Below are 20,035 nucleotides of genomic sequence, written 5' to 3' on the forward strand. Positions count from 1 at the left end.
CCAACGAGGAAATCGTCTGGAATGAGTGGGGAATCGCGCCGGCACGCTTTCAGCTGCGAGACGCGCTTGCTGACCGAGCCCGGCTGAACCAACGAGATGCACTCGTTGACGAAACCGTCTACGCGAGGCAGACGTCGAAGGCCTACTGGCGAGACATTGAAGCATCTACGCGTGGCAGTGGGATCAAGGCCTCGAGTGTGAAGCACGTGGTCGTCAGTCGCCGCCTTGACGACGACAGCTACGTGGCGAACTGCAGCCGCATGAAGGATCAACGGCGAACATCAGCATTGGCCAACGACACGAAGCCGGCTCTCGGCGAGCGAATGACCGCTTGCTGAAGGTAAGGGCCGTCTGAATGTCTGGCGGCGCAATCGGACGAAGATCTCCTCTTGGCCGGTAGCGGCCCTCTGTCGCCTGACCGTTTCCGACCCGTTTCTGCCTTTCGACATATACCCATGAGCGTCTCAAAGTCGTCCCACAGCAGACGGTCACGACTCGACGCCCGCGACCCACGACGGATCCCCGCTAGCGCATCGAGTCCGGATTTCATATCCACAGACCGATTGCTGACCAGCAAGCTATACGGAGATGCTCTTGCGCGTGTCGGGCGGCCGACCAAGTTTCGAAAGCTTTTAATGAAGTCCCACGATTGGCCGAAGCCCTGTTCAACCTGATAGCCGCAGCAAGTGGTGAAGGTTCTGCTTCAGTTGCTGTCCTACCTCATCTGCCTGCATGCCCCAGATTGCCGCCAGAGGGGCTCGCACGGACCATGCATCCCATGGCTGCAGTTGTACCCCCCCCACGGTCGTAAAGGGACCGTCCGTTTCAGGTAGCACTCGGTGTTGAGGCATTCGTGCCACCAGCGCCCGCCCCTTCGCCCCATGAAGCATCGAAGGGCCAACGCTAAACCAACAACCAATACGAACAGCAGTCTCGAGTTCTGCGAACCCGCCCGAGAACCAATGAAGCACCGGCACGCCGGCATGGTTCGTCGTCGCCAGCAGCTCCACGACTCGACGTTCAGCACCGCGCGAATGAATGCTCATCACCCGTCCTTGCCACTGACCGCACTCAGCGAGAGCCGCCCGAAAGATGGACTCCTGCACGGGAATTGATCCTCGAAATCTGGGTGAACCATCCATTCCAATCTCGCCAACAAAACGCGCGCGGGAGATTCCCTCGACGAGATCGTCCAGCTCTCCTTGTTTAGCAACAGCCACTTCCGGATGCAGACCGATCCCAACCTTGATGTTCTTCAGACCCTGAAACACACGTGACGTTGCCCGGTAGGCGCGCGGACTTGTGGTGACCACGAGGGTGAACTCATTTCTCCTGTTCACCTCCTGCGCAAGCTTGAGGCCATCGGGGTACAGGTCAAGGTGAGAATGGAAGTCAATCACAGGATTTGTTCCTGCCGCAACAGCACGCCCAGTTCCGCCAGGCCACGCTCCACGACGCCTTCAAACTCTCTTCGACGGCTCGGTTCCGCGAAGGATAGCTGGCCAGCAGTGAAGGAGCGGACGCCATTCAGCTCCACCTTCAGAACGGCACCCGCAACAGCACCGATGTCATTGGGATCGTCTTCCAGTTGTGCTATTCGAAGTGAGGGATACTTGTAAGTCGTGTTGTCTGGGAGGTTTGCCCGAATAAATGATGCACGGCGAACCAAACATGGAACACAGCGGCCGCAATGTTTGTAGCCGCTTCGAACGAAACGGCCGCAGCTCGTGGCGTCCGAGGCAACCTCAGCTAGCAGAGCAGATGCGCGGCATCCGGCCATCATCTCACCCTTGGTCATCGCCGCATACGGAAGACGCAGCACGGCTGGAATTCCAAGCTCGTCCCACAGCGCTTGTAATCGCTCCATGAACATCGGATGTGTGGTCTTGGTACTGAGGCTTCCAACCCGACCGGGGTTGAGTGGTACGTTTAAGCTGATAAGACCGTTTTCCGGAACGAAGACTTCGATGGGTCTCTGCAATTCAGCGATCGTAGTCGCAAGATGGTCTGCAGCAACCGCCGCGAACGCGAAGAAGCCAATGGACCGCCCACGCGTTGAACCTTCAATCTCTTCCACCTTCGTACGGATGTTCTGATTCCATTGCAGATGCCGGTCGTTCCCGCCCAGTCCGCTCGCAAAGCGGCTCTGCGTCTCCTTATCGCCCTTGGCGATCTGGGAGACAAGCAACGGGCGCCGACCTTCTTCGGTCAAATCAAGCGCTCCCACAAGGCTGTCCAGGCCACCGGATAGCAAGCAAACGCAGTCGGCGTTGAAGATGGCGGGCACCGTCGGGCGCGGAGGGGGATAGCCGCCGTCGGTAAAGGTGAGCCTCCAGAAGTCGCCGGTCAGAAAACGCAAGGCCTCTTCAATCTTCGCGGTCATTGCCTGGTACGGCTCGGGTTCGTAGAGCACCACTTCAAGCTCTATCTGTCGCGTCCAGCCGTCCGGACTTAGCGCGCGCTTGAGGACGTTGTCAGCTGCGTTCACAGCCAGCGCCAGTGTCAAGAAATCCCAGCTCCGGGCGCCCGGAGCAACACCAGAGGCGACGATGTCCTTGATGAGCGCGGTTCCAACCGTGCTCACGTCCGCTAGGCCATCGTGCTCATACATCGAAACGTAGTCGACTCCGAACTCCCGTTCGGCAGGAATGCAATCCTTGGGGCCACAAAACACGCGCGTCATAAGTCTGCCTCGAAGAGTTCGAAGGTCATCTTCAGGGTCTCCTGGAAGATGGCGTCCAGGTCCGCTCGCGTCGGGTTTGGCCTACTGCCACGAAGCAGATCAAGGTGTTCGCCAATCTCTAACGTGATAAAGAGGCGCATTTCGCGCTCGCGCTGGACAGCGGTAGTCGGGTCGACCTTCGCGCTCTCCAGGAGTGGGCCGAGGTCAAAGCAGACCCGATGAGTTACCTCCGATGCGAGGTAATGCTTCATAAGCTCCCAGATGTCGGTCATCTGCAGATGCATCAGGTCTATGTCTGGATTTTCCACGACAAGCTTGGTTAGCGCCGACGCCATTGAATCGCGAAGCGCCTCTTCATCGGCACTGCCGCCCGGTGGAGAAAGCTCCCGGACAATGGCGTCCACGATGTCATCCGCGGTCGGATTGCCGCTTTGCAGGTCCTGCACCCACTGTCGTGCCTCAACGGAGCGGCCTTGGCTGACTGCGTTGAGAAAGGAGAATAGCTCTGCACCGGCTCGCGTCGAGGCGCGCATTCGGGTCGACGCTGCGCCGGCCCCTCCGCTGCCCTTACGTGAGTAGTGTCCGATAGCCTTACGAAGGCTGTCGGTGTCACCGCTCTTGATGAATTTCTTCAGCTCGCGCCTCGCCTCAGCGAAGCGAGCAGGCGGAGCCGTTCCGAGCGCGCCCTCTGGAGGAACTGGTTCGTCATCCGCAGGCGGGACCGTATCGCCCCCAAGCCCCTCAAGCACGTCGTCAAGCCAGGGAGGGTCAAGACTTACATTCGGGCCGGGTCCACTGCTCGAAGTCGAAGTTCCCATTACTTCCCCCCCTTCTGCGGCTTAAGGTATTTTTTGACCTGCTCCGTCGACTCCGGGTCGTCGCGCCAGTCTGCAAGCAGCATCGCTGCCCAGGGTTTGTTTTTCAGTTTGGGGAGGATTGCGACGGGCCTCTGAGCCGGCGGGATTTCCTCCAGCGCCTGAACAAACTGCTCTCCAAGCTCAGGATGAGCGTCGGTACAGTTCAGGCAGCGCAGAAGATCGACGGTGTCCCACTGGCTATCTCGAGCCTTTCGAATGACGCGGATGAGGATGCGCGATACGTCCGCCTGGCTCAGCGCCGTAAGTTGACTTACCAGAACATTGGAGACTTCCTTTGCCTCCATCGTCGCTTCCAGAAGCCGCTTGGCCTCCTCAGACAGCTCGTCGTAGGCCGCCAGCCCAAGCGAGCGGTCTCGACTCAGATGCAGAAGGGCTCGCAAGTCCTCGCCTGCCAAGCGAGGACTCAACCGCACCCACTGCTGGTAAAAGGACGTTGACCACGAGGGGTGCGGCGCAACGTACTCTTCGTCCGCCTGCGCGGCAGCTTCCAGTGTCCCCAAGAACTCGGCGTCGCCATCAAGGCCAGAGGCGACTGCTTTGACGAAAAATTCAAACGCCGCTGGTGATGCAACGCGCTCGAGTAGCTGCACCTTCACCAATTGCTCGATGGCGATAGGCATATTCATCGCCTTCGCGATGGTCAGCCGAATCATGAGGTTATTCAGGAAACGTTTGATGAGTCGCGGATTGCCGGCGATATCACTCGCACTGACTAAAAGCGGTGCAAGCTGGTCTGCCATATCCAGTGCGCTCGCGATGCTCTTGGTCTCGCTGCCGTACGCCTTTGCCAGGTCGTCGCGCGTGATGCCCTTTCCCCACGCAGTCTTCAGAAGTTGAAGAAGCGCGCGCTGCCCTTCCGTCTGGACCTCGGGAGTCAGTTCCCCTTGCCTCACGGCCAGTTCGGCCATTAGCAACGCGAGGTACACCTTCACCTCGTTCACACCGAGTCGAGGCACTTTAAGCGGAATCTGGATCAGCTTGTCGAAGTAGCTCGTCACCAATCCGTTCTCAATATCGACTCCTGCAAAGTGCGCGCGGACCGCGCCGCGAATCATGCTTTCATCCGCTGCGATTACGAAGGCCGTATTCTTCACGTGCAGCAGGAGCCGCATGGCCTCAAGGGTTGCGATGGCAGTGTGAGGTAGGCAGCGGTCCAGGTCGTCGACGAACACGACGAGGGTGACACCCATGTCGGCGAGCAGCTTTGCGAAGGCCTCCCTGAGCGCGTGAATCTCCTTCGGCAAGGAATCCTCTTGACGTTCAGCAATCAGCTCCTTCAGCTCAGGTTTGAGATCAGCGTAGGCATCCTTTAGTGCTTTCAGCTGTTCATCCCTCTTCGCCTCGTCGGAGAGGCCCTTCACGAAACCAGTCGCCGCGCCGATGAAAGCGCCAAGAGGGCCGCCGGCAACCGAGCCAGCGCCAGCGTGCGCGAAAATCGGTGCGGTGATGCGCGCCACCTTCAGCAACCGAACCCGCTTTACGAAATCCAGCGCTTTGTCGACAAACGTCTTGCGCTCTTTTGCCTCTTCGAGCAGCCGGTCAGAGACCGCCTGCAGAAGTGCCTGGCGCGCATCCTCATACCCTTGATAGAGCCACGCGTTGAACTCCATAACGACATAAGCGCTTGAACCAGAGGCTTCCTTCGCCCCTCCGGTTTCGAGGTCAGTCTTGATCAACTTTACGAGTGTCGACTTGCCAGCACCCCAGCCGCCCGACACGCCAATGGTCAGCGGTGCATCGCCTGCCTGTCGAATCAAATCCGCTGCCGCGCGAGCAACCACTCCGAAGTTGAGCAAGTCAACTTCGGCCTCAATGTCGTGCCACATGTCGTCTTTCCCCTAAGGTGCTTTTATTGCTTTCCACGGATATTGCCACATTACAGGCAGACGGCCAGGCCTCATCTACCAGCGTGGCTAGACCAAGCGGAATCTCCCCCTATACTCTTGCTCGCTGTCAAGTAACACATGCCTAAAGACAGCAGGTCGGCAGTTCGTCATGGCGAGTACCGGGAGCTTAAAGATTTCTGATTTCGGCGAGGTCGTCGTCTGTCTTGCGCAAAATGAGCTTGAAACACGCGTCGCACACACGCCGATCGGTCGAATAGGCCTGACCAAGCTTTGGAATTTCGATACACGTCGTTCCCGCGACGAGGTCATCATGGCACCGATAGCATTCGCTCAGGCGCTTGACGAGGATCCGTTTAGGGCGGCCGTTGGCTCCTCCAATTAGGGAAGGTGTAGGCCCTTTAGGAGTGGTTTTTGTCATATTCCGCCTTTGCTTTGCGAACACGCCTTACAAGCACCTGCAGCAGATCGTCCAGATTATCGAGGACCGACCGGAATTCTTCCGTTGTGGCCTGTTGTCTCTCTTTGCCTAAGCGCTGCTCCATTTCCTTGTTCACCATCATCAGCGCGCAGATGTAGTTGTTCCGCCCGGTGAGCTTCAGGGATTTGTACTTGTAGACCATTTCGTTGCCGGTCTGCTTGAGCTCAAGGTGGTTCAGCAATACATTCGCGAGGCGCTTGGCCTGCTCCTGCATCCGTTTCCTCGCCTCTTCCCATTCCCGCTGCGGCTGGACCATGAAGGGCTCGGTGGGAGAATTCTTGCGTAAGGGTGACTGCTGCGCTAGCCGAACCATTTCCTCAGCTTTGCTGTCGTCGAGGCCGAGAAGCTTCAAACGTTCACGGAGGTCGGCCACGATCTGCGTGTCCTCGACTGATGTGAAGTCTTCCTCCCACAAAGAATCGACAATTTCTCCATGGACCACGACCTGATCGCCGGCACGGAGGCGTGCGGTACCGTCGAGCACCCCTTGAGGCACTTCTGGTTCGTCACCCCCAATGACCTTGTCCCAAAAGGCTTGGTCATCGTTCTCGAACTGCTTGAATTCCTTCAGGCGTTCGTCCAGATTCATCCCCAGATGGGTGACTATATGGCCGACATTGTCGGGATGACTCGGATCGTTCTGCACAACGACCCTCATGATGCGTCCGACAAATTGGATGTATGGAGCCAACGACCGGAACGGGCGGAAAATCGCTGCGACGCTCAACTTGGGATGATCGAATCCCTCGCCCAACATCTGCACCTGGATGATGCAATCGAGAGACCCGTTACGTAGGGCCGCAAGAATGGCAGCCTGCTCATCCTCCGTCTGCTTGCTATGGATAACGTCAGCGTTGAAGCCGCGCTCTTGATATAGCGAACGGATTTCTCGCGCGTGGTTGATGGAGCATGCGACTGCGATGAGTTGGTGTTGCGTCCCGCCTTGCCGAAGCTCCTCAAGCTTCTGCAGGCTACTATCGACGATGTGTTTGTTGCAAAGTCTAGCGAGTGCCACGCCGCGGCTGAACCATTCCTCTTCTTTGAGCTTCAGCACTTCTTCCAAGGTGTATGTTCGCCCCCCCACATCCGAAAAGCCGAGCTCAATGGTCGAGGGAGCGACGTAGCTTGCCTTTAGGCGTTTGATATAGCCTTTTAGAGTGGCGTTTCGGAACGGATACCGAAATACCAATTCGCCATCGAGTTCTTGGCGATCGCTTCTAAATGGGGTCGCCGTAAGCAGGATGACCTTCGCGTTTGGAAAGCGCTCAATGACTTTCTGCCAACTAGCCGCCGCGCTGTGGTGCGCCTCATCCACGATGATCATGTCGAAAAAGTCATCGGGAAATTGAGTCAACCACTTATCGACGTTGGTTGCGAGTTGATGGACGTTCGTGATGACGATGTGAGACTTTGTCGCGACCGAAATGTTGCCGCTATCAAGCGTGCAGGCCAACGGCCCAGACAACATCTGGTCGGCGCTCAGCACGCCCGCTTTCCGCCAAAAGCATTTCTGGCGGTTGGTGATGTCCATCGCTTCGTAAAGGCCGTCCTTGATGGTGAGATTTGGCGCGATAACAATGACCCGGCCTGCGGAGAGTCCAAACGGCAGCAGAGACGCTAGGCCAGTCTTGCCGCATCCGACCGGAATTTGGAGGATTGCCTTATTCTTTCCAGCCCGGAAGAATTCATAAGTGCGCAAATAGCCGTCCCGTTGCGGGTCGCGAAGATGGTCATTTCCGTCGATTGTGAAATCAGCGTCAAGGAAGAACGACTGCAGGCAGGGTGTCAGAAATTCCGTGTTCAAGGCGGGTTGGGAATCACACGGACGGTCGCACGAAACGATCGGCGTAGAGGATAGCGAATTGGTTCATGGCCGCTTTCCAGTCTTTGGCTGCACGCCCCCAATCAGCGGTGATATTGCGCAGTGCCAGCCAAATGAGTTTCGTCGCTGCATCATCCGTCGGGAAGTGACCTCGCGTCTTGATGATCTTGCGCAGTTGCGAGTTGATATTCTCGATGGCGTTCGTAGTGTATATAACCTTGCGGATGTCCGGTGGAAACGCAAAGAACGGAATCACGCGATCCCAGGCATTGCGCCACGACGTGCTCACAGTTGGGAATTTCTGGCCCCAAGGCCCGTGGGCAAACGCATCCAATTCGGCCTGGGCCGCCTCGGCGCTGGGCGCGGTGTAGATCGGTTTGAGCGCGGCAGCCAGACCCTTGCGATCCTTCCAGCTCGCGTAGTCGAGGCTGTTGCGGATCAGATGGACGATGCAGGTTTGCAGCGTCGTTGCCGGAAACACGGCGGCCAGGGCTTCAGGCATGCCTTTGAGGCCGTCGGTCACGGCGATCAGGATGTCATTGATCCCACGCGTTTTCAGGTCGTTGAACACTTTCATCCAGAACTTGGCACCTTCGGTGTTCTCGATCCACAGGCCCAGGATGTCGCGTGAGCCGTCAGGCAACACGCCCAGTGCCAGATAGACAGCCTTGTTACGCACCACGGCGTCTTCGCGAATCTTGACCCGCAGCGCGTCGAAGAACACGACCGGATACATCGGCTCCAGCGCCCGGGCCTGCCAGGCAGTGACCTCGGCCATCACCTCGTCGGTCACGGAACTGATGAAGTCGGGTGAGACCTCGGTGCCGTACTGCTCCAGCAGGAAGCCCTGAATCTCGCGCACAGTCATGCCTCGGGCATACATGGCGACAATCTTGTCGTCGAAGCCCGTGAAGCGGCGTTCGTGCTTGGGAATCAGCTGCGGCTCGAAGCTGCCGTCACGGTCGCGGGGCACCTCGATGCGCATCGGGCCGTCCTCAGTCAGCACCGTCTTGGCACCTCGGCCGTTGCGCTGATTGGTGACGTTGGCCGGTTTGGCCCCGCCGGCCGGGTAGCCGAGATGGTGGTTCATCTCGCCGCCCAGCGCGCGTTCGATGAGCGCCTTCTTGAGCGCCATGGTCGCGGCATTGATGGCTTCGGCCGTCATCGGACCATTGCCGAACTGCTCAAGCAGCTCGGCGGGAATTGCCGGCAGCTCTGCCAGCGGGGCTTTCGGTTTGTGAGGCATACATTCTCCTTGGGAGCATCATATGCCTTGAACACGAAATTACTGACAGGCCCTTTTCGTGGGGACGATTTCTTTGACGTACCGTTCCAGCGCCGACGCAACGGTGGTGCGTTCGGATGGCGCGCGTTGAATAAACACACCTCGGACCATTTCGTCTTCGGTCCGGCGGGCCCAATCCTCTGCGTCGCGTTTTGTTCGGAATGTCTTGGCTGCGGTGGGCCAACCCACTCGACGAATCGTCGCTTTCCAGGTTCCTGAGGGTGTTTTTGTGAGTGCTGCCATGGTGCTCCTTCCTTGAGGTCTGCACCGCGTATTGCACCGAATTTGCACCGTGAGGAGCTGGTAAAAGAAAAGGGCTCGCGGCGAAGCCGCAGAGCCCTTAGTGAAAAAGCCCCGTAAATCAGAGATTTACAGGGCTTTCGCATTTGGTGGCGAATCAGGGACTCGAACCCCGGACCTGCGGATTATGATTCCGTCGCTCTAACCGACTGAGCTAATTCGCCGTAGAAGAAAGATTATAGGTAGGCCCCCATAGGCTGTCAACATCTTTTTTGCGAAACGATAAAGATCGTTCGGTAGCCTTTTGCACGGCTCGCTCGTCCGTCGCGGCAGGGGTTGCCCGGACGCACCCCGAAAGCCCGCGCAATCCCCATGGCACAAATGAAAACGCCGGGACCCGAAGGCCCCGGCGCTCACCGATCGGTCGATCGGTCGATCGAGGACACCCGTCAGTCGTTGGCGTAGATATCGACGTCCTTGGTTTCCTTGATGAACAGCGTGCCGATCACGAAGGTCACGAGCGCGATCACGATCGGGTACCAGAGGCCGGAGTAGATGTCCCCCTTGGCGGCCACGATGGCGAAGGCGGTTGCCGGCAGGAAGCCGCCGAACCAGCCATTGCCGATGTGATACGGCAGCGACATCGACGTGTAGCGAATGCGCGTCGGGAACAGCTCCACCAGCATTGCCGCAATCGGACCGTACACCATCGTCACGAAGATCACCAGAATCGCCAGCAGGACCACGATCATCGGCTTGTTCATCTGGGCCGGGTCAGCCTTCGGCGGATAACCGTCGGCCTTGAGCGTGGCCGCCATGTTCGCCTCGAAAGCCTTGACCTGATCCTTGGCGTCCGCAGCCTTGCCATCCACCGACGCGATGACCTTGTCGCCGATCTTCACCGTCGCCATGGTGCCCGCCGGGGCGGTCTCGTTGTGATAGTTCAGGCCCGCGCGCGAAAGGAAGCTCTTCGCAATGTCGCACGAACTGGTGAACTTCGACGTACCCACCGGGTTGAACTGGAACGAGCACTCGTTCGGATCCGCGATCACCGTGATCGGCGAGCGCGCCGTCGCCGCTTCGAGGGCCGGGTTCGCATAGTGCGTCAGTGCCTTGAAGATCGGGAAGTACAGCAGTGCCGCGAGCAGGCAGCCGGCCATGATGATCGGCTTGCGACCGATCTTGTCCGACAGCGCCCCGAAGAACACGAAGAACGGGCTGCCGATCAACAGGCCCAGCGCCACCATGATGTTCGCGGTGTTGCCGTCGACCTTGAGCACCTGCGTCATGAAGAACAGCGCGTAGAACTGGCCCGTGTACCAGACCACGGCCTGACCGGCGGTCAGACCCACCAGCGCCAGAATCACGATCTTCAGGTTCTTCCACTCGCCGAACGACTCCTTGAGCGGCGCCTTCGATGCCTTGCCCTCGGCCTTCATGCGCTGGAATGCCGGCGACTCGCTCAATTGCAGACGAATCCACAGCGAGATCAACAAGAGCACGATCGACAGCACGAACGGCACGCGCCAGCCCCAGTCGGCAAACGCTTCCTCGCCCATGATCATGCGGGTGCCCAGAATCACGAGCAGCGACAGGAAGAGACCCAGCGTGGCCGTCGTCTGAATCCACGACGTGTAGAAGCCGCGACGGCCGTGCGGTGCGTGCTCCGCAACGTACGTGGCAGCACCACCATACTCGCCGCCGAGCGCAAGACCCTGCAGCAGGCGCATGGCGATGAAGATCACCGGAGCGGCGATGCCCCACGAGGCATAGCCCGGCAGCAGACCGACCACCAGCGTCGACAGACCCATCAGCGTGATGGTCACGAGGAACGTGTACTTACGCCCCACCAGATCGCCGATCCGGCCGAACACGATCGCGCCGAACGGACGCACCGCGAAACCTGCCGCAAACGACAGCAGCGTGAAAATGAACGCCGCCGTGGGGTTGATGCCGGAGAAGAATTGCTTGCTGATGAAGGCGGCCAACGAACCGGCCAGGTAAAAGTCGTACCACTCGAACACCGTGCCCAGCGACGACGCAAAGATGACCTTTCTTTCTTCTGCGGTCATCGGCGCGTGGGAGGTGGCTGTCGTTGCAGTAGCCATGCGGTTGTCTCCTGTAATGTAAGCACGCCCCTGGGACGCACCCGGGCCGTTGCAACTGATTATTGGAGCGCAACCTTACCGCCGTCTGACGCCAAACTGACTCGAAGCTTACGCCGCTAGGGAATTACCCTCGGCTTTCGCATGAAATTGAACGTATTTCGCGTGTTTTCGTCACGCATGAGGGTTTTCGATAGGCCCATCGGCGAGCGGTAACGTGACCCGGATGAGCGTGCCGGTCGCTTCGGGATGCTGCGCATCGACATGGTCGAGTACGCTCACGTCGCCGCGATGGATCTGCACGATCTCGCGCACGATCGCCAACCCCAGACCGCTGCCGTCACTGTCGCTGCCAAGAATTCGATAGAAGCGTTCGAACACGCGCGGGCGTTCCGTCGAAGGAATGCCGGGCCCCGTATCTTCGACCTCGAGATGAACGAAGCCGTCGGACGCTTCATGCCGCAGACGCACCGTCACCTTGCCGCCAACGGGCGTATAGCGGATCGCGTTGTCGATCAGGTTGTTGAGCATCTCGCGCAGCATCACGGGCTGGCCCGACAGATGCACCGGGAACGGCGGCTCCTCGAAACCCAGATCGATGCGCTTGGCAAAGGCGGCCTGAAACCAGTCCTGCATCGCGCTGCGGGCCAGCAGGCTGAGGTTGACCGGCGTGAACGCGGCGGCGTCGTTCGCGCTGTTCTCCGCCCGCGCGAGCGCGAGCAACTGGTTGACGAGCCGCGCGGCCTGCTCGGAGCTCACCGCGATTTGCGAGAGAGAGCGACGCAGCTCATCCGGCGAGGTCTGGCGCAATGCCAGTTCGGCCTGCATGCGCAGCCCGGCGAGCGGTGTCTTGAGTTGATGCGCGGCGTCGGCAATGAAACGTTGCTGCAGCTTCATGTTCTGTTCGAGACGTTCGAGCAGATCGTTGAGCGAATTGACGAGGGGCGCGATCTCCGGGGGCGCCTGGCGTGCCTCGAGCGGCGACAGGTCGTCGGGGCGCCGGGCGCGAATGTGTTCCTGCAACGCATGCAACGGCGCGAGGCCGCGCGACAGGCCGAACCAGACGAGCACGATCGCCAGCGGCAGGATCACGAACTGCGGCAGGATCACGCCCTTGATGATTTCGTTGGCCAACTGACTCCGCTTGTCGAGCGTCTCCGCCACCTGTACGAGCGCCATGCTGCCGGGCGGCGCCATGCGCGGCAGGTCGACATAGGTAAAGGCCACGCGAATGTCGTTGCCTCCCACGGTTTCGTCGCGGAACTGGACCACGCCGGGTTGCGGACGGTCGTCTTCGTGCGGCAGCGGCAGCTCGGCGGTTCCGGCGACGAGTTCTCCCTTGGCACCGAGCACCTGGAAGTAGACGTTGTCCGTGGTGTCGGCGCGCAGCAGATCGCGCGCGGGCATGGGTAGCGTCAGCGTGACCTGGCCGCGATCGGTGTGCACCTGCTGGGCGAGGACGTAGGTGTTGGTCTCGAGCGCCCGATCGAACGGGCCGTTGGCAATCGATTTCGCAACGAGATACGTCACGGCGATGCTCATCGGCCAGAGCAGCAGCAGCGGCGCGAGCATCCAGTCGAGAATTTCGCCGAACAGCGAGCGCGGCGGCGGCTCGGCTTCGCGCTCGAGCGGTGCGCCGAATCCCGGGCGCACGAAGGGATCGGCGTAGGGGTCGAAGGGATCGGCGGCCTCGGGCGCAGACACGTCGTGGTCGGGCGTTGCCTTGTCGCGGCGGGCGGATGCGCGCGGCGCGCCGTGGGACGTCGCGTCCGGGGTCGCTTGCGCGGTGCGATTGGAATGGCGGAAGCTCAGGCGCATCGGACAGGAGAACGAAAGGAGGCGAGACCGAAACCGGGGCCGAAACCGGAAAGGGGAGTCACACCGGGATCGCGGAGATTCGTCGCGGGCCCCGCCGCGCCGGGGACGCGGCAACGCCATACACGTCCTTTCCGTCGAGACCGCACCACGGTCGTCAGGCGGCGGTGGCGGGCGCGGTGGCCGGCTTCTCCAGACAATACCCCAGCCCGCGGATCGTGGCGATACGCACGCCGCTCGGCTCGATTTTCTTGCGCAGCCGGTGCATGTACACCTCGATGGCGTTGTTGCTCACCTCCTCACCCCAGCCGCAAAGGTGATCGACGAGTTGCTCCTTGGAGACGAGTCGGCCTGTACGCAGCAGCAATACCTCGAGCAATTCGAGCTCGCGCGCGGACAGGTCGAGCATCTGCTCATTGATATAGGCGGTGCGCCCGACCTGATCGAAACTGAGCGGCCCGTGACGGATGACGGTCGAGCCGCCGCCGGCACCGCGTCGCGTGAGCGCGCGCACGCGAGCTTCGAGCTCGGCCAGCGCGAACGGCTTCGCCATGTAGTCGTCGGCGCCGAGATCGAGACCTTTGACGCGCGCATCGACACTGTCGGATGCCGTCAGGATCAGCACGGGCAAATGGGAATTGCGGGCACGCAAGCGACGCAGCACTTCGTGACCGGGCAGGCGGGGCAGGCCGAGATCGAGAATCAGCAGATCGAACGTCTGGGCGGAGAGTGCGGAGTCGGCCTCGAGCCCGGTCTTGACGTGATCGACGGCGTAGCCCCCCTGGCGCAGTGAGCGGGTCAGGGCGTCGGCCAGAATGCTGTCATCCTCTGCGATGAGAATTCGCATGGGCGTGATAGGCTGGTTTAGGCACCGGCGCCTGACGGCGGCGGTGTGTCTCCTGTGATGTTGCGGCGCGTGGTTCGCGGCTTTTTTTGTCGTTTCGGCGTTTTCGGACAACAGGGGCTTGCAAATAGCACTGGTTTTTTATACAGTACCGGCAATCACGCGTCACTCGAGCCGTCTCGCTCATCATATCAAAGGACGATTCATGGAAGAAAGCAAGAAAGGGTCTGCCAATCTGTCGGCCGAGAAAGGCAAGGCGCTTGCCGCCGCCCTCGCGCAGATCGAGAAGCAATTCGGCAAGGGCTCGATCATGCGTCTGGGCGACGGCGAGGTCGAAGCGGACATCCAGGTCGTCTCGACCGGCTCGCTGGGGCTGGACATCGCGCTCGGCGTCGGCGGCCTGCCGCGCGGCCGCGTGATCGAAATCTACGGCCCGGAATCGTCGGGGAAAACCACGCTCACGCTGCAGGTCGTTGCCGAAATGCAGAAGATCGGCGGCACGTGCGCGTTCATCGACGCGGAGCACGCGCTCGACGTCGGCTACGCCAGCAAGCTGGGCGTCTCGGTGCCGGATCTGCTGATCTCGCAGCCGGACACGGGCGAGCAGGCACTGGAGATCGCCGACGCCCTGGTGCGTTCGGGCTCCATCGACCTCATCATCATCGACTCGGTGGCGGCACTGGTGCCCAAGGCCGAAATCGAAGGTGAAATGGGCGATTCGTTGCCGGGTCTGCAGGCGCGTCTGATGTCGCAGGCGCTGCGCAAGCTGACCGGCACGATCAAGCGCACGAACTGCACGGTGATCTTCATCAACCAGATTCGCATGAAGATCGGTGTGATGTTCGGCAACCCGGAAACGACCACGGGCGGTAACGCGCTGAAGTTCTACTCGTCGGTGCGTCTGGATATCCGCCGTATCGGTTCGATCAAGAAGGGTGACGAGGTGGTCGGCAACGAAACCCGCGTCAAGGTCGTGAAGAACAAGGTCTCGCCGCCGTTCCGCGAGGCAATTTTCGACATCCTCTACGGCCAGGGCATTTCGCGCGAAGGCGAGATCATCGATCTGGGCGTGAATGCAAAGATCGTCGAAAAGGCCGGTGCCTGGTACAGCTACAACGGCGAGAAGATCGGTCAGGGCAAGGACAACGCGCGCGAGTTCCTGCGCGAGAATCCGGATATCGCCCATGAGATCGAGAACAAGGTCCGCGCATCGCTTGGCGTGACCGCGATCAACGAGACCGGCGAGATCGAAGCAGACGAGGCCTAATCCTCCTCAGTCGAAACGGCAACGCGACGCCACATGGCTTCGCGTTGCCGTTTTTGTTTTCTGACTGCGTTCGCGCGATTTGCGCCACGATGAGCTCATGATTCAGCGACGTCCTCCCCGAGATCCGAACGCTGCGCCGCCGCCGCCCGGCGACGAAGCCGTTGCGGCAAAGCCGTCGCGCAAACCCGTGCTGAGCCTCAAGGGGCGCGCGCTGTCTTACCTCGCGCGTCGCGAATACAGCCGTGCGGAGTTGCGTCGCAAGCTGGCGCCTTATGCCGATGCGGAAGATCCCGAAGCACTCGATCGCCTGCTCGACAGCCTCGAGCACGAGCGCTGGCTATCCAATGAGCGGTTCGCGGAAAGCGTGGTGAACCGACGCGCGTCGCGCCTGGGGACGACGCGTATCGTGGGCGAGCTCAAGCAACATCAGGTCGATCCCGAGACGGTCGCCACGCTCACCGAGCAGCTCCGCGCCACGGAACTCGCCCGCGCCCGCGCCGTATGGCAAAAAAAGTTCGGTGAAGTCGCCACCACCCCGGAAGCGCGGGCCAAGCAGATGCGGTTTCTGGCTGCACGGGGCTTTTCAAGTACCGTTATCAGCAAAATCGTGCGTGGCGCCGACGAGTTTTCGGACGACGCCTGACGCGCATACCTTCGCTTTCGTCATGAATCGATGGCGATTCATCGGCATTTATCGGCAACAGGCGCGTGCGGTGCATTGCTTCACAACCCGCATGAACGCTGACATGACGACGACATGAAACTCGCGTGACGCGTCGTGCCTCGCTTATCGCGATATGGCGTTGCACCATGCGTGCGTCTCCCCATCAATTTTGATAAACCGACCGACGGGTCGGCGAATTCCCCCTTATGCAGCGGGCGTCTGCTGCACTGCGGCAGGACACGCCGCTGCCTATGCTAGAATCAAGATCTTTCCGCGTTCATGCATTGCACACTCTCGCATGCCGCTCTCTGAGCCCGCCCCTCGTACCCTGCGTCACCGCCGCACGATCGCTGTCGAAGCGTATTCGCGCGACGACGGCCTATGGGACATTGAAGCCTGCCTGACCGACCACAAGGATCGGGACTTTGCATTGGCGACGGGGCTTCGCAAGGAGGGCACGCCGATTCACGAGCTCTGGCTGCGTGTCACGATCGACGAGAATTTCGAGGTGCGTGACGCCGAAGCCGTCTCCGATTGGGTGCCATATCCCGGCATTTGCGACCGGATCGGCCCGGATTACCGTCAGTTGATTGGCCTGAACCTGCGACGCGGCTTTCGCCATGCGGTTCGCGAGCGCCTTGGCGGCGCGGCGGGTTGTACGCATCTGACCGAACTTTGCAGTGTCCTGCCCACGGCAGCGATTCAGGCCTTTGCCGGCGTGGTGATTCACACGCCCGACACGGCGCTCAAGGCCGCCAATGACGCGCAGGCGTCGGCCCCTCCTTTCCAACTCGGACATTGTCACGCCCTTCGGTTTGATGGCGAGGCAGTGCGCCGGTTTTACCCGCGCTGGTTCAACGGCCGCGCAAACGATCGAGCGAACGAGCCCACGACGCCCGTCACAACAGAAGCGGTGCGCGATGGTGCCTCGACTCGCAAGCTCGAACCCAAACTTCCAACTCAGCAAGAAGGGAATCACGCATGAAGATTCATGAGTATCAAGGCAAGGAAATCCTCCGGAAATTCGGAGTCGCGGTGCCCCGCGGCATTCCGGCGTTTTCCGTGGACGAGGCCGTTAAGGCAGCCGAAGAACTCGGCGGTCCGGTTTGGGTGGTCAAGGCCCAGATTCACGCAGGCGGTCGCGGCAAGGGCGGCGGCGTGAAGGTTGCCAAGTCGATCGAGCAAGTGCGCGAATACGCCGGCCAGATCCTCGGCATGCAACTGGTCACGCATCAGACCGGTCCGGAAGGCCAGAAGGTCAATCGCCTGCTGATCGAAGAAGGCGCCGATATCAAGAACGAACTGTACGTCAGTCTGGTGGTCGACCGCGTCACGCAGAAGATCGTGCTGATGGGTTCGAGCGAAGGCGGCATGGACATCGAAGAAGTCGCCGAAAAGCACCCGGAACTGATCCACAAGGTCATCGTCGAGCCGTCGGTCGGCCTGACCGATGCCCAGGCCGACGACCTGGCCAAGAAGATCGGCATCCCCGACGCTTCGATCCCGCAAGCCCGCACGATCCTGCAGGGTCTGTACAAGGCCTTCTGGGAAACGGACGCCTCGCTGGCCGAAATCAACCCGCTGAACGTGAGCAGCAACGGCACGGTCACCGCGCTGGACGCCAAGTTCAACTTCGACTCGAACGCCCTGTACCGTCACCCGGAAATCGTGGCCTACCGCGATCTGGATGAAGAAGATCCGGCCGAAGTCGAAGCCTCGAAGTTCGACCTGGCCTACATCTCGCTCGACGGCAACATCGGCTGCCTGGTGAACGGCGCCGGCCTGGCCATGGCCACGATGGACACCATCAAGCTGTTCGGCGGCGAGCCGGCGAACTTCCTGGACGTGGGCGGTGGCGCCACGACGGAGAAGGTCACCGAAGCGTTCAAGATCATGCTGAAGAACCCGAACCTGACCGCCATTCTGGTCAACATCTTCGGCGGCATCATGCGTTGCGATGTGATCGCGGAAGGCGTGATCGCAGCCTCGAAGGCCGTCTCCCTGAAGGTGCCGCTGGTCGTGCGCATGAAGGGCACGAACGAGGACCTGGGCAAGAAGATGCTCGCCGAATCCGGCCTGCCGATCATTTCTGCGGACAGCATGGAAGAAGCTGCCCAGAAGGTTGTCGCGGCCGCCGCAGGCAAGTAACCAGAACAGTCGAAGCCTGACGCGGTGCGCCGCCCCGAGGGGTGAGCGTACGCCGGGCAACCAGACGAAGGAAATCAAGCAATGTCGATTCTGATCAACAAAGACACTAAGGTCATCACCCAGGGTATCACTGGCAAAACCGGCCAGTTCCATACCCGCATGTGCCGCGAATACGCGAACGGCAAGAACGCGTTCGTCGCCGGCGTGAACCCGAAGAAGGCCGGCGAAGACTTCGAAGGCATTCCCATTTTCGGTTCGGTCAAGGACGCCAAGGCGCAAACCGGCGCCACCGTGTCGGTGATTTACGTGCCGCCCGCGGGTGCCGCCGCCGCCATCTGGGAAGCCGTCGAGGCCGATCTGGACCTGGCGATCTGCATCACGGAAGGGATTCCCGTTCGCGACATGATCGAAGTGAAGGACCGCATGCGTCGCGAAGGTCGCAAGACCCTGCTCCTCGGCCCGAACTGCCCGGGCGTGATCACGCCGGACGAGCTGAAGATCGGCATCATGCCGGGTCACATCCACAAGAAGGGTCGCATCGGCGTGGTCTCGCGCTCGGGCACGCTGACGTACGAAGCCGTCGGTCAGTTGACCGCGCTGGGTCTGGGTCAGTCGAGCGCCGTCGGTATCGGTGGCGATCCGATCAACGGTCTGAAGCACATCGACGTCATGAAGATGTTCAACGACGATCCGGAAACGGACGCCGTGATCATGATCGGTGAAATCGGCGGTCCGGACGAAGCCAATGCCGCCGAGTGGATCAAGGACAACATGAAGAAGCCGGTCGTCGGCTTCATCGCAGGCGTGACGGCGCCTCCGGGCAAGCGCATGGGCCACGCTGGTGCGCTGATCTCGGGCGGCGCCGATACGGCCGAAGCCAAGCTGGAAATCATGGATGCCTGCGGTATCAAGGTGACCCGCAACCCGTCGGAAATGGGCCGTCTGCTCAAGTCGATCCTGTAATTTCCGCTGGATGACCGAAGCGCGCTTGCCGGAAACCGGCAGCCGCGCCGCCGGTCAGGAAAAAGGGAGCCCGGAGCATCGGGCTCCCTTTTTTGCTTTGGCGTTTTTCAGACGGCACGCGGAATTTACGTGAGCCGTTTGGCCGGCGCTGTGCGCCGCATGGGGCGCATCCGTTTTATTCGTTCCCGAGGAAAATCTCGCAATGCTTGAGTTTTTTGCCGAGCTGAACTGGGCCGCGGTCCTGCAGATCATCATGATCGACATCCTGCTGGGTGGCGATAACGCCGTGGTGATCGCGCTCGCCTGCCGCAACCTGCCGGCCAAACAACGACTGCAAGGCATTGTCTGGGGCACCGCCGGCGCGATCGTGCTGCGCGTGGTGCTGATCGCGTTCGCCGTGACACTGCTCGCCGTGCCGTATCTCAAGGCATTGGGCGGCCTGCTGCTGCTCTGGATCGGTATCAAGCTGCTCGTGCCCGACCCCGATGCCCATGACAGCGTGAAGCCCGCCGACAAGCTGTGGACGGCGGTGAAGACCATCATCGTCGCCGATCTCGTCATGAGCATCGACAACGTAATCGCCATTGCCGGTGCCGCCGAAGGCGCGGCGGGGCATCACCAGTTGCCGCTGGTCATCTTCGGGCTGCTCGTGAGCATTCCGCTCATCGTCTGGGGCTCGCAACTGGTGCTCAAGGCGCTCGACCGCTTTCCGTTCATCGTCCTCGTCGGCGCCGCGCTGCTCGGCTGGATCGCCGGCGGGTTGATCGTCTCCGACCCCGGCATCGGTCATCTGCTCCGCCTGCCGGGCGACGCCGGCGAATACACCCACTACGTGGGGGCCACCGTCGGCGCCGCGCTGGTGGTGATCGTGGGCCTCGCACTCAAACGTCGCAGCGAGGCTCGCCAGGCGCGTGCAACCTCTTCGGAATAATCGGGTCCATTTCGAATTCGCCGGTTCTTGTGGCGGATGTTCCGGGAGAATCTCGCCCGATCCGG

The 20,035-nt window shown here is 60.7% G+C and carries 15 protein-coding genes, 1 tRNA gene and 1 pseudogene; 6 read left to right on the forward strand and 11 right to left on the reverse strand.

Annotation, left to right across the window (positions count from 1 at the left end; translation table 11 throughout):
• Positions 1-665: 665 nt before the first annotated feature.
• From qatD to LV28_RS27845, 11 genes and pseudogenes are all read right to left on the reverse strand, one after another.
• Entirely contained in the window at positions 666-1,400 is a 735-nt protein-coding gene (qatD, locus tag LV28_RS27795) for a Qat anti-phage system TatD family nuclease QatD (RefSeq protein ID WP_038618791.1), read from the reverse strand.
• Complete coding sequence (gene qatC / locus LV28_RS27800) at positions 1,397-2,683, reverse strand: Qat anti-phage system QueC-like protein QatC (protein WP_038618788.1); 1,287 nt, start codon at positions 2,681-2,683, stop codon at positions 1,397-1,399. The genes qatD and qatC overlap by 4 nt, the downstream gene beginning before the upstream one ends.
• Positions 2,680-3,501, reverse strand: coding sequence for a Qat anti-phage system associated protein QatB (qatB, locus tag LV28_RS49465; RefSeq protein WP_038618785.1), 822 nt, complete (start codon positions 3,499-3,501; stop codon positions 2,680-2,682). The genes qatC and qatB overlap by 4 nt, the downstream gene beginning before the upstream one ends.
• A complete protein-coding gene (locus LV28_RS27810; RefSeq protein WP_038618782.1) occupies positions 3,501-5,387 on the reverse strand; it encodes a KAP family P-loop NTPase fold protein in 1,887 nt (628 codons plus the stop codon). The genes qatB and LV28_RS27810 overlap by 1 nt, the downstream gene beginning before the upstream one ends.
• A 419-nt stretch (positions 5,388-5,806) precedes the next feature.
• On the reverse strand, positions 5,807-7,690 hold the full coding sequence (locus tag LV28_RS27820) for a DEAD/DEAH box helicase (RefSeq protein WP_169834575.1): 1,884 nt from the start codon (positions 7,688-7,690) through the stop codon (positions 5,807-5,809).
• A 13-nt stretch (positions 7,691-7,703) separates the two neighbouring features.
• Positions 7,704-8,954, reverse strand: a complete 1,251-nt coding sequence (locus LV28_RS27825; RefSeq protein ID WP_038618779.1) for an IS256 family transposase — start codon at positions 8,952-8,954, stop codon at positions 7,704-7,706.
• A gap of 48 nt (positions 8,955-9,002) precedes the next feature.
• Positions 9,003-9,236: pseudogene (locus LV28_RS49255) on the reverse strand (site-specific integrase); the annotation flags it as partial.
• Between the two features lie 144 nt (positions 9,237-9,380).
• Positions 9,381-9,457: transfer RNA gene (locus tag LV28_RS27830), tRNA-Met, on the reverse strand.
• Positions 9,458-9,682: 225 nt separating this feature from the next.
• A complete protein-coding gene (locus tag LV28_RS27835; protein ID WP_023594261.1) occupies positions 9,683-11,341 on the reverse strand; it encodes an MFS transporter in 1,659 nt (552 codons plus the stop codon).
• 171 nt (positions 11,342-11,512) lie between these two features.
• Entirely contained in the window at positions 11,513-13,156 is a 1,644-nt protein-coding gene (locus LV28_RS27840) for a sensor histidine kinase (RefSeq protein WP_023872301.1), read from the reverse strand.
• A 154-nt stretch (positions 13,157-13,310) separates the two neighbouring features.
• Positions 13,311-14,000, reverse strand: coding sequence for a response regulator transcription factor (locus LV28_RS27845; protein WP_023594262.1), 690 nt, complete (start codon positions 13,998-14,000; stop codon positions 13,311-13,313).
• 202 nt (positions 14,001-14,202) lie between these two features.
• Here LV28_RS27845 and recA point away from each other — a divergent pair, with 202 nt between their 5' ends.
• The 6 genes from recA to LV28_RS27875 all read left to right on the forward strand — a co-directional run bounded on the left by recA (position 14,203) and on the right by LV28_RS27875 (position 19,970).
• The gene (gene recA / locus LV28_RS27850) at positions 14,203-15,264 is read left to right on the forward strand and encodes a recombinase RecA (RefSeq protein ID WP_023594263.1); all 1,062 of its coding nucleotides are present in this window, start codon (positions 14,203-14,205) and stop codon (positions 15,262-15,264) included.
• 97 nt (positions 15,265-15,361) lie between these two features.
• Positions 15,362-15,907 (forward strand): recombination regulator RecX, encoded by a 546-nt coding sequence (recX, locus tag LV28_RS27855; RefSeq protein WP_023594264.1) that lies wholly within the window; start codon positions 15,362-15,364, stop codon positions 15,905-15,907.
• A 319-nt stretch (positions 15,908-16,226) separates the two neighbouring features.
• On the forward strand, positions 16,227-16,913 hold the full coding sequence (locus LV28_RS27860) for a DUF2889 domain-containing protein (RefSeq protein ID WP_023594265.1): 687 nt from the start codon (positions 16,227-16,229) through the stop codon (positions 16,911-16,913).
• Entirely contained in the window at positions 16,910-18,076 is a 1,167-nt protein-coding gene (gene sucC / locus LV28_RS27865; protein WP_023594266.1) for an ADP-forming succinate--CoA ligase subunit beta, read from the forward strand. The genes LV28_RS27860 and sucC overlap by 4 nt, the downstream gene beginning before the upstream one ends.
• Positions 18,077-18,157: 81 nt before the next feature.
• Positions 18,158-19,039, forward strand: coding sequence for a succinate--CoA ligase subunit alpha (sucD, locus tag LV28_RS27870; RefSeq protein ID WP_023594267.1), 882 nt, complete (start codon positions 18,158-18,160; stop codon positions 19,037-19,039).
• A 202-nt stretch (positions 19,040-19,241) separates the two neighbouring features.
• Entirely contained in the window at positions 19,242-19,970 is a 729-nt protein-coding gene (locus tag LV28_RS27875) for a TerC family protein (RefSeq protein WP_023594268.1), read from the forward strand.
• Positions 19,971-20,035: the final 65 nt, after the last annotated feature.

This window comes from Pandoraea pnomenusa (assembly GCF_000767615.3).
Taxonomy (GTDB): Bacteria; Pseudomonadota; Gammaproteobacteria; order Burkholderiales; family Burkholderiaceae; genus Pandoraea; species Pandoraea pnomenusa.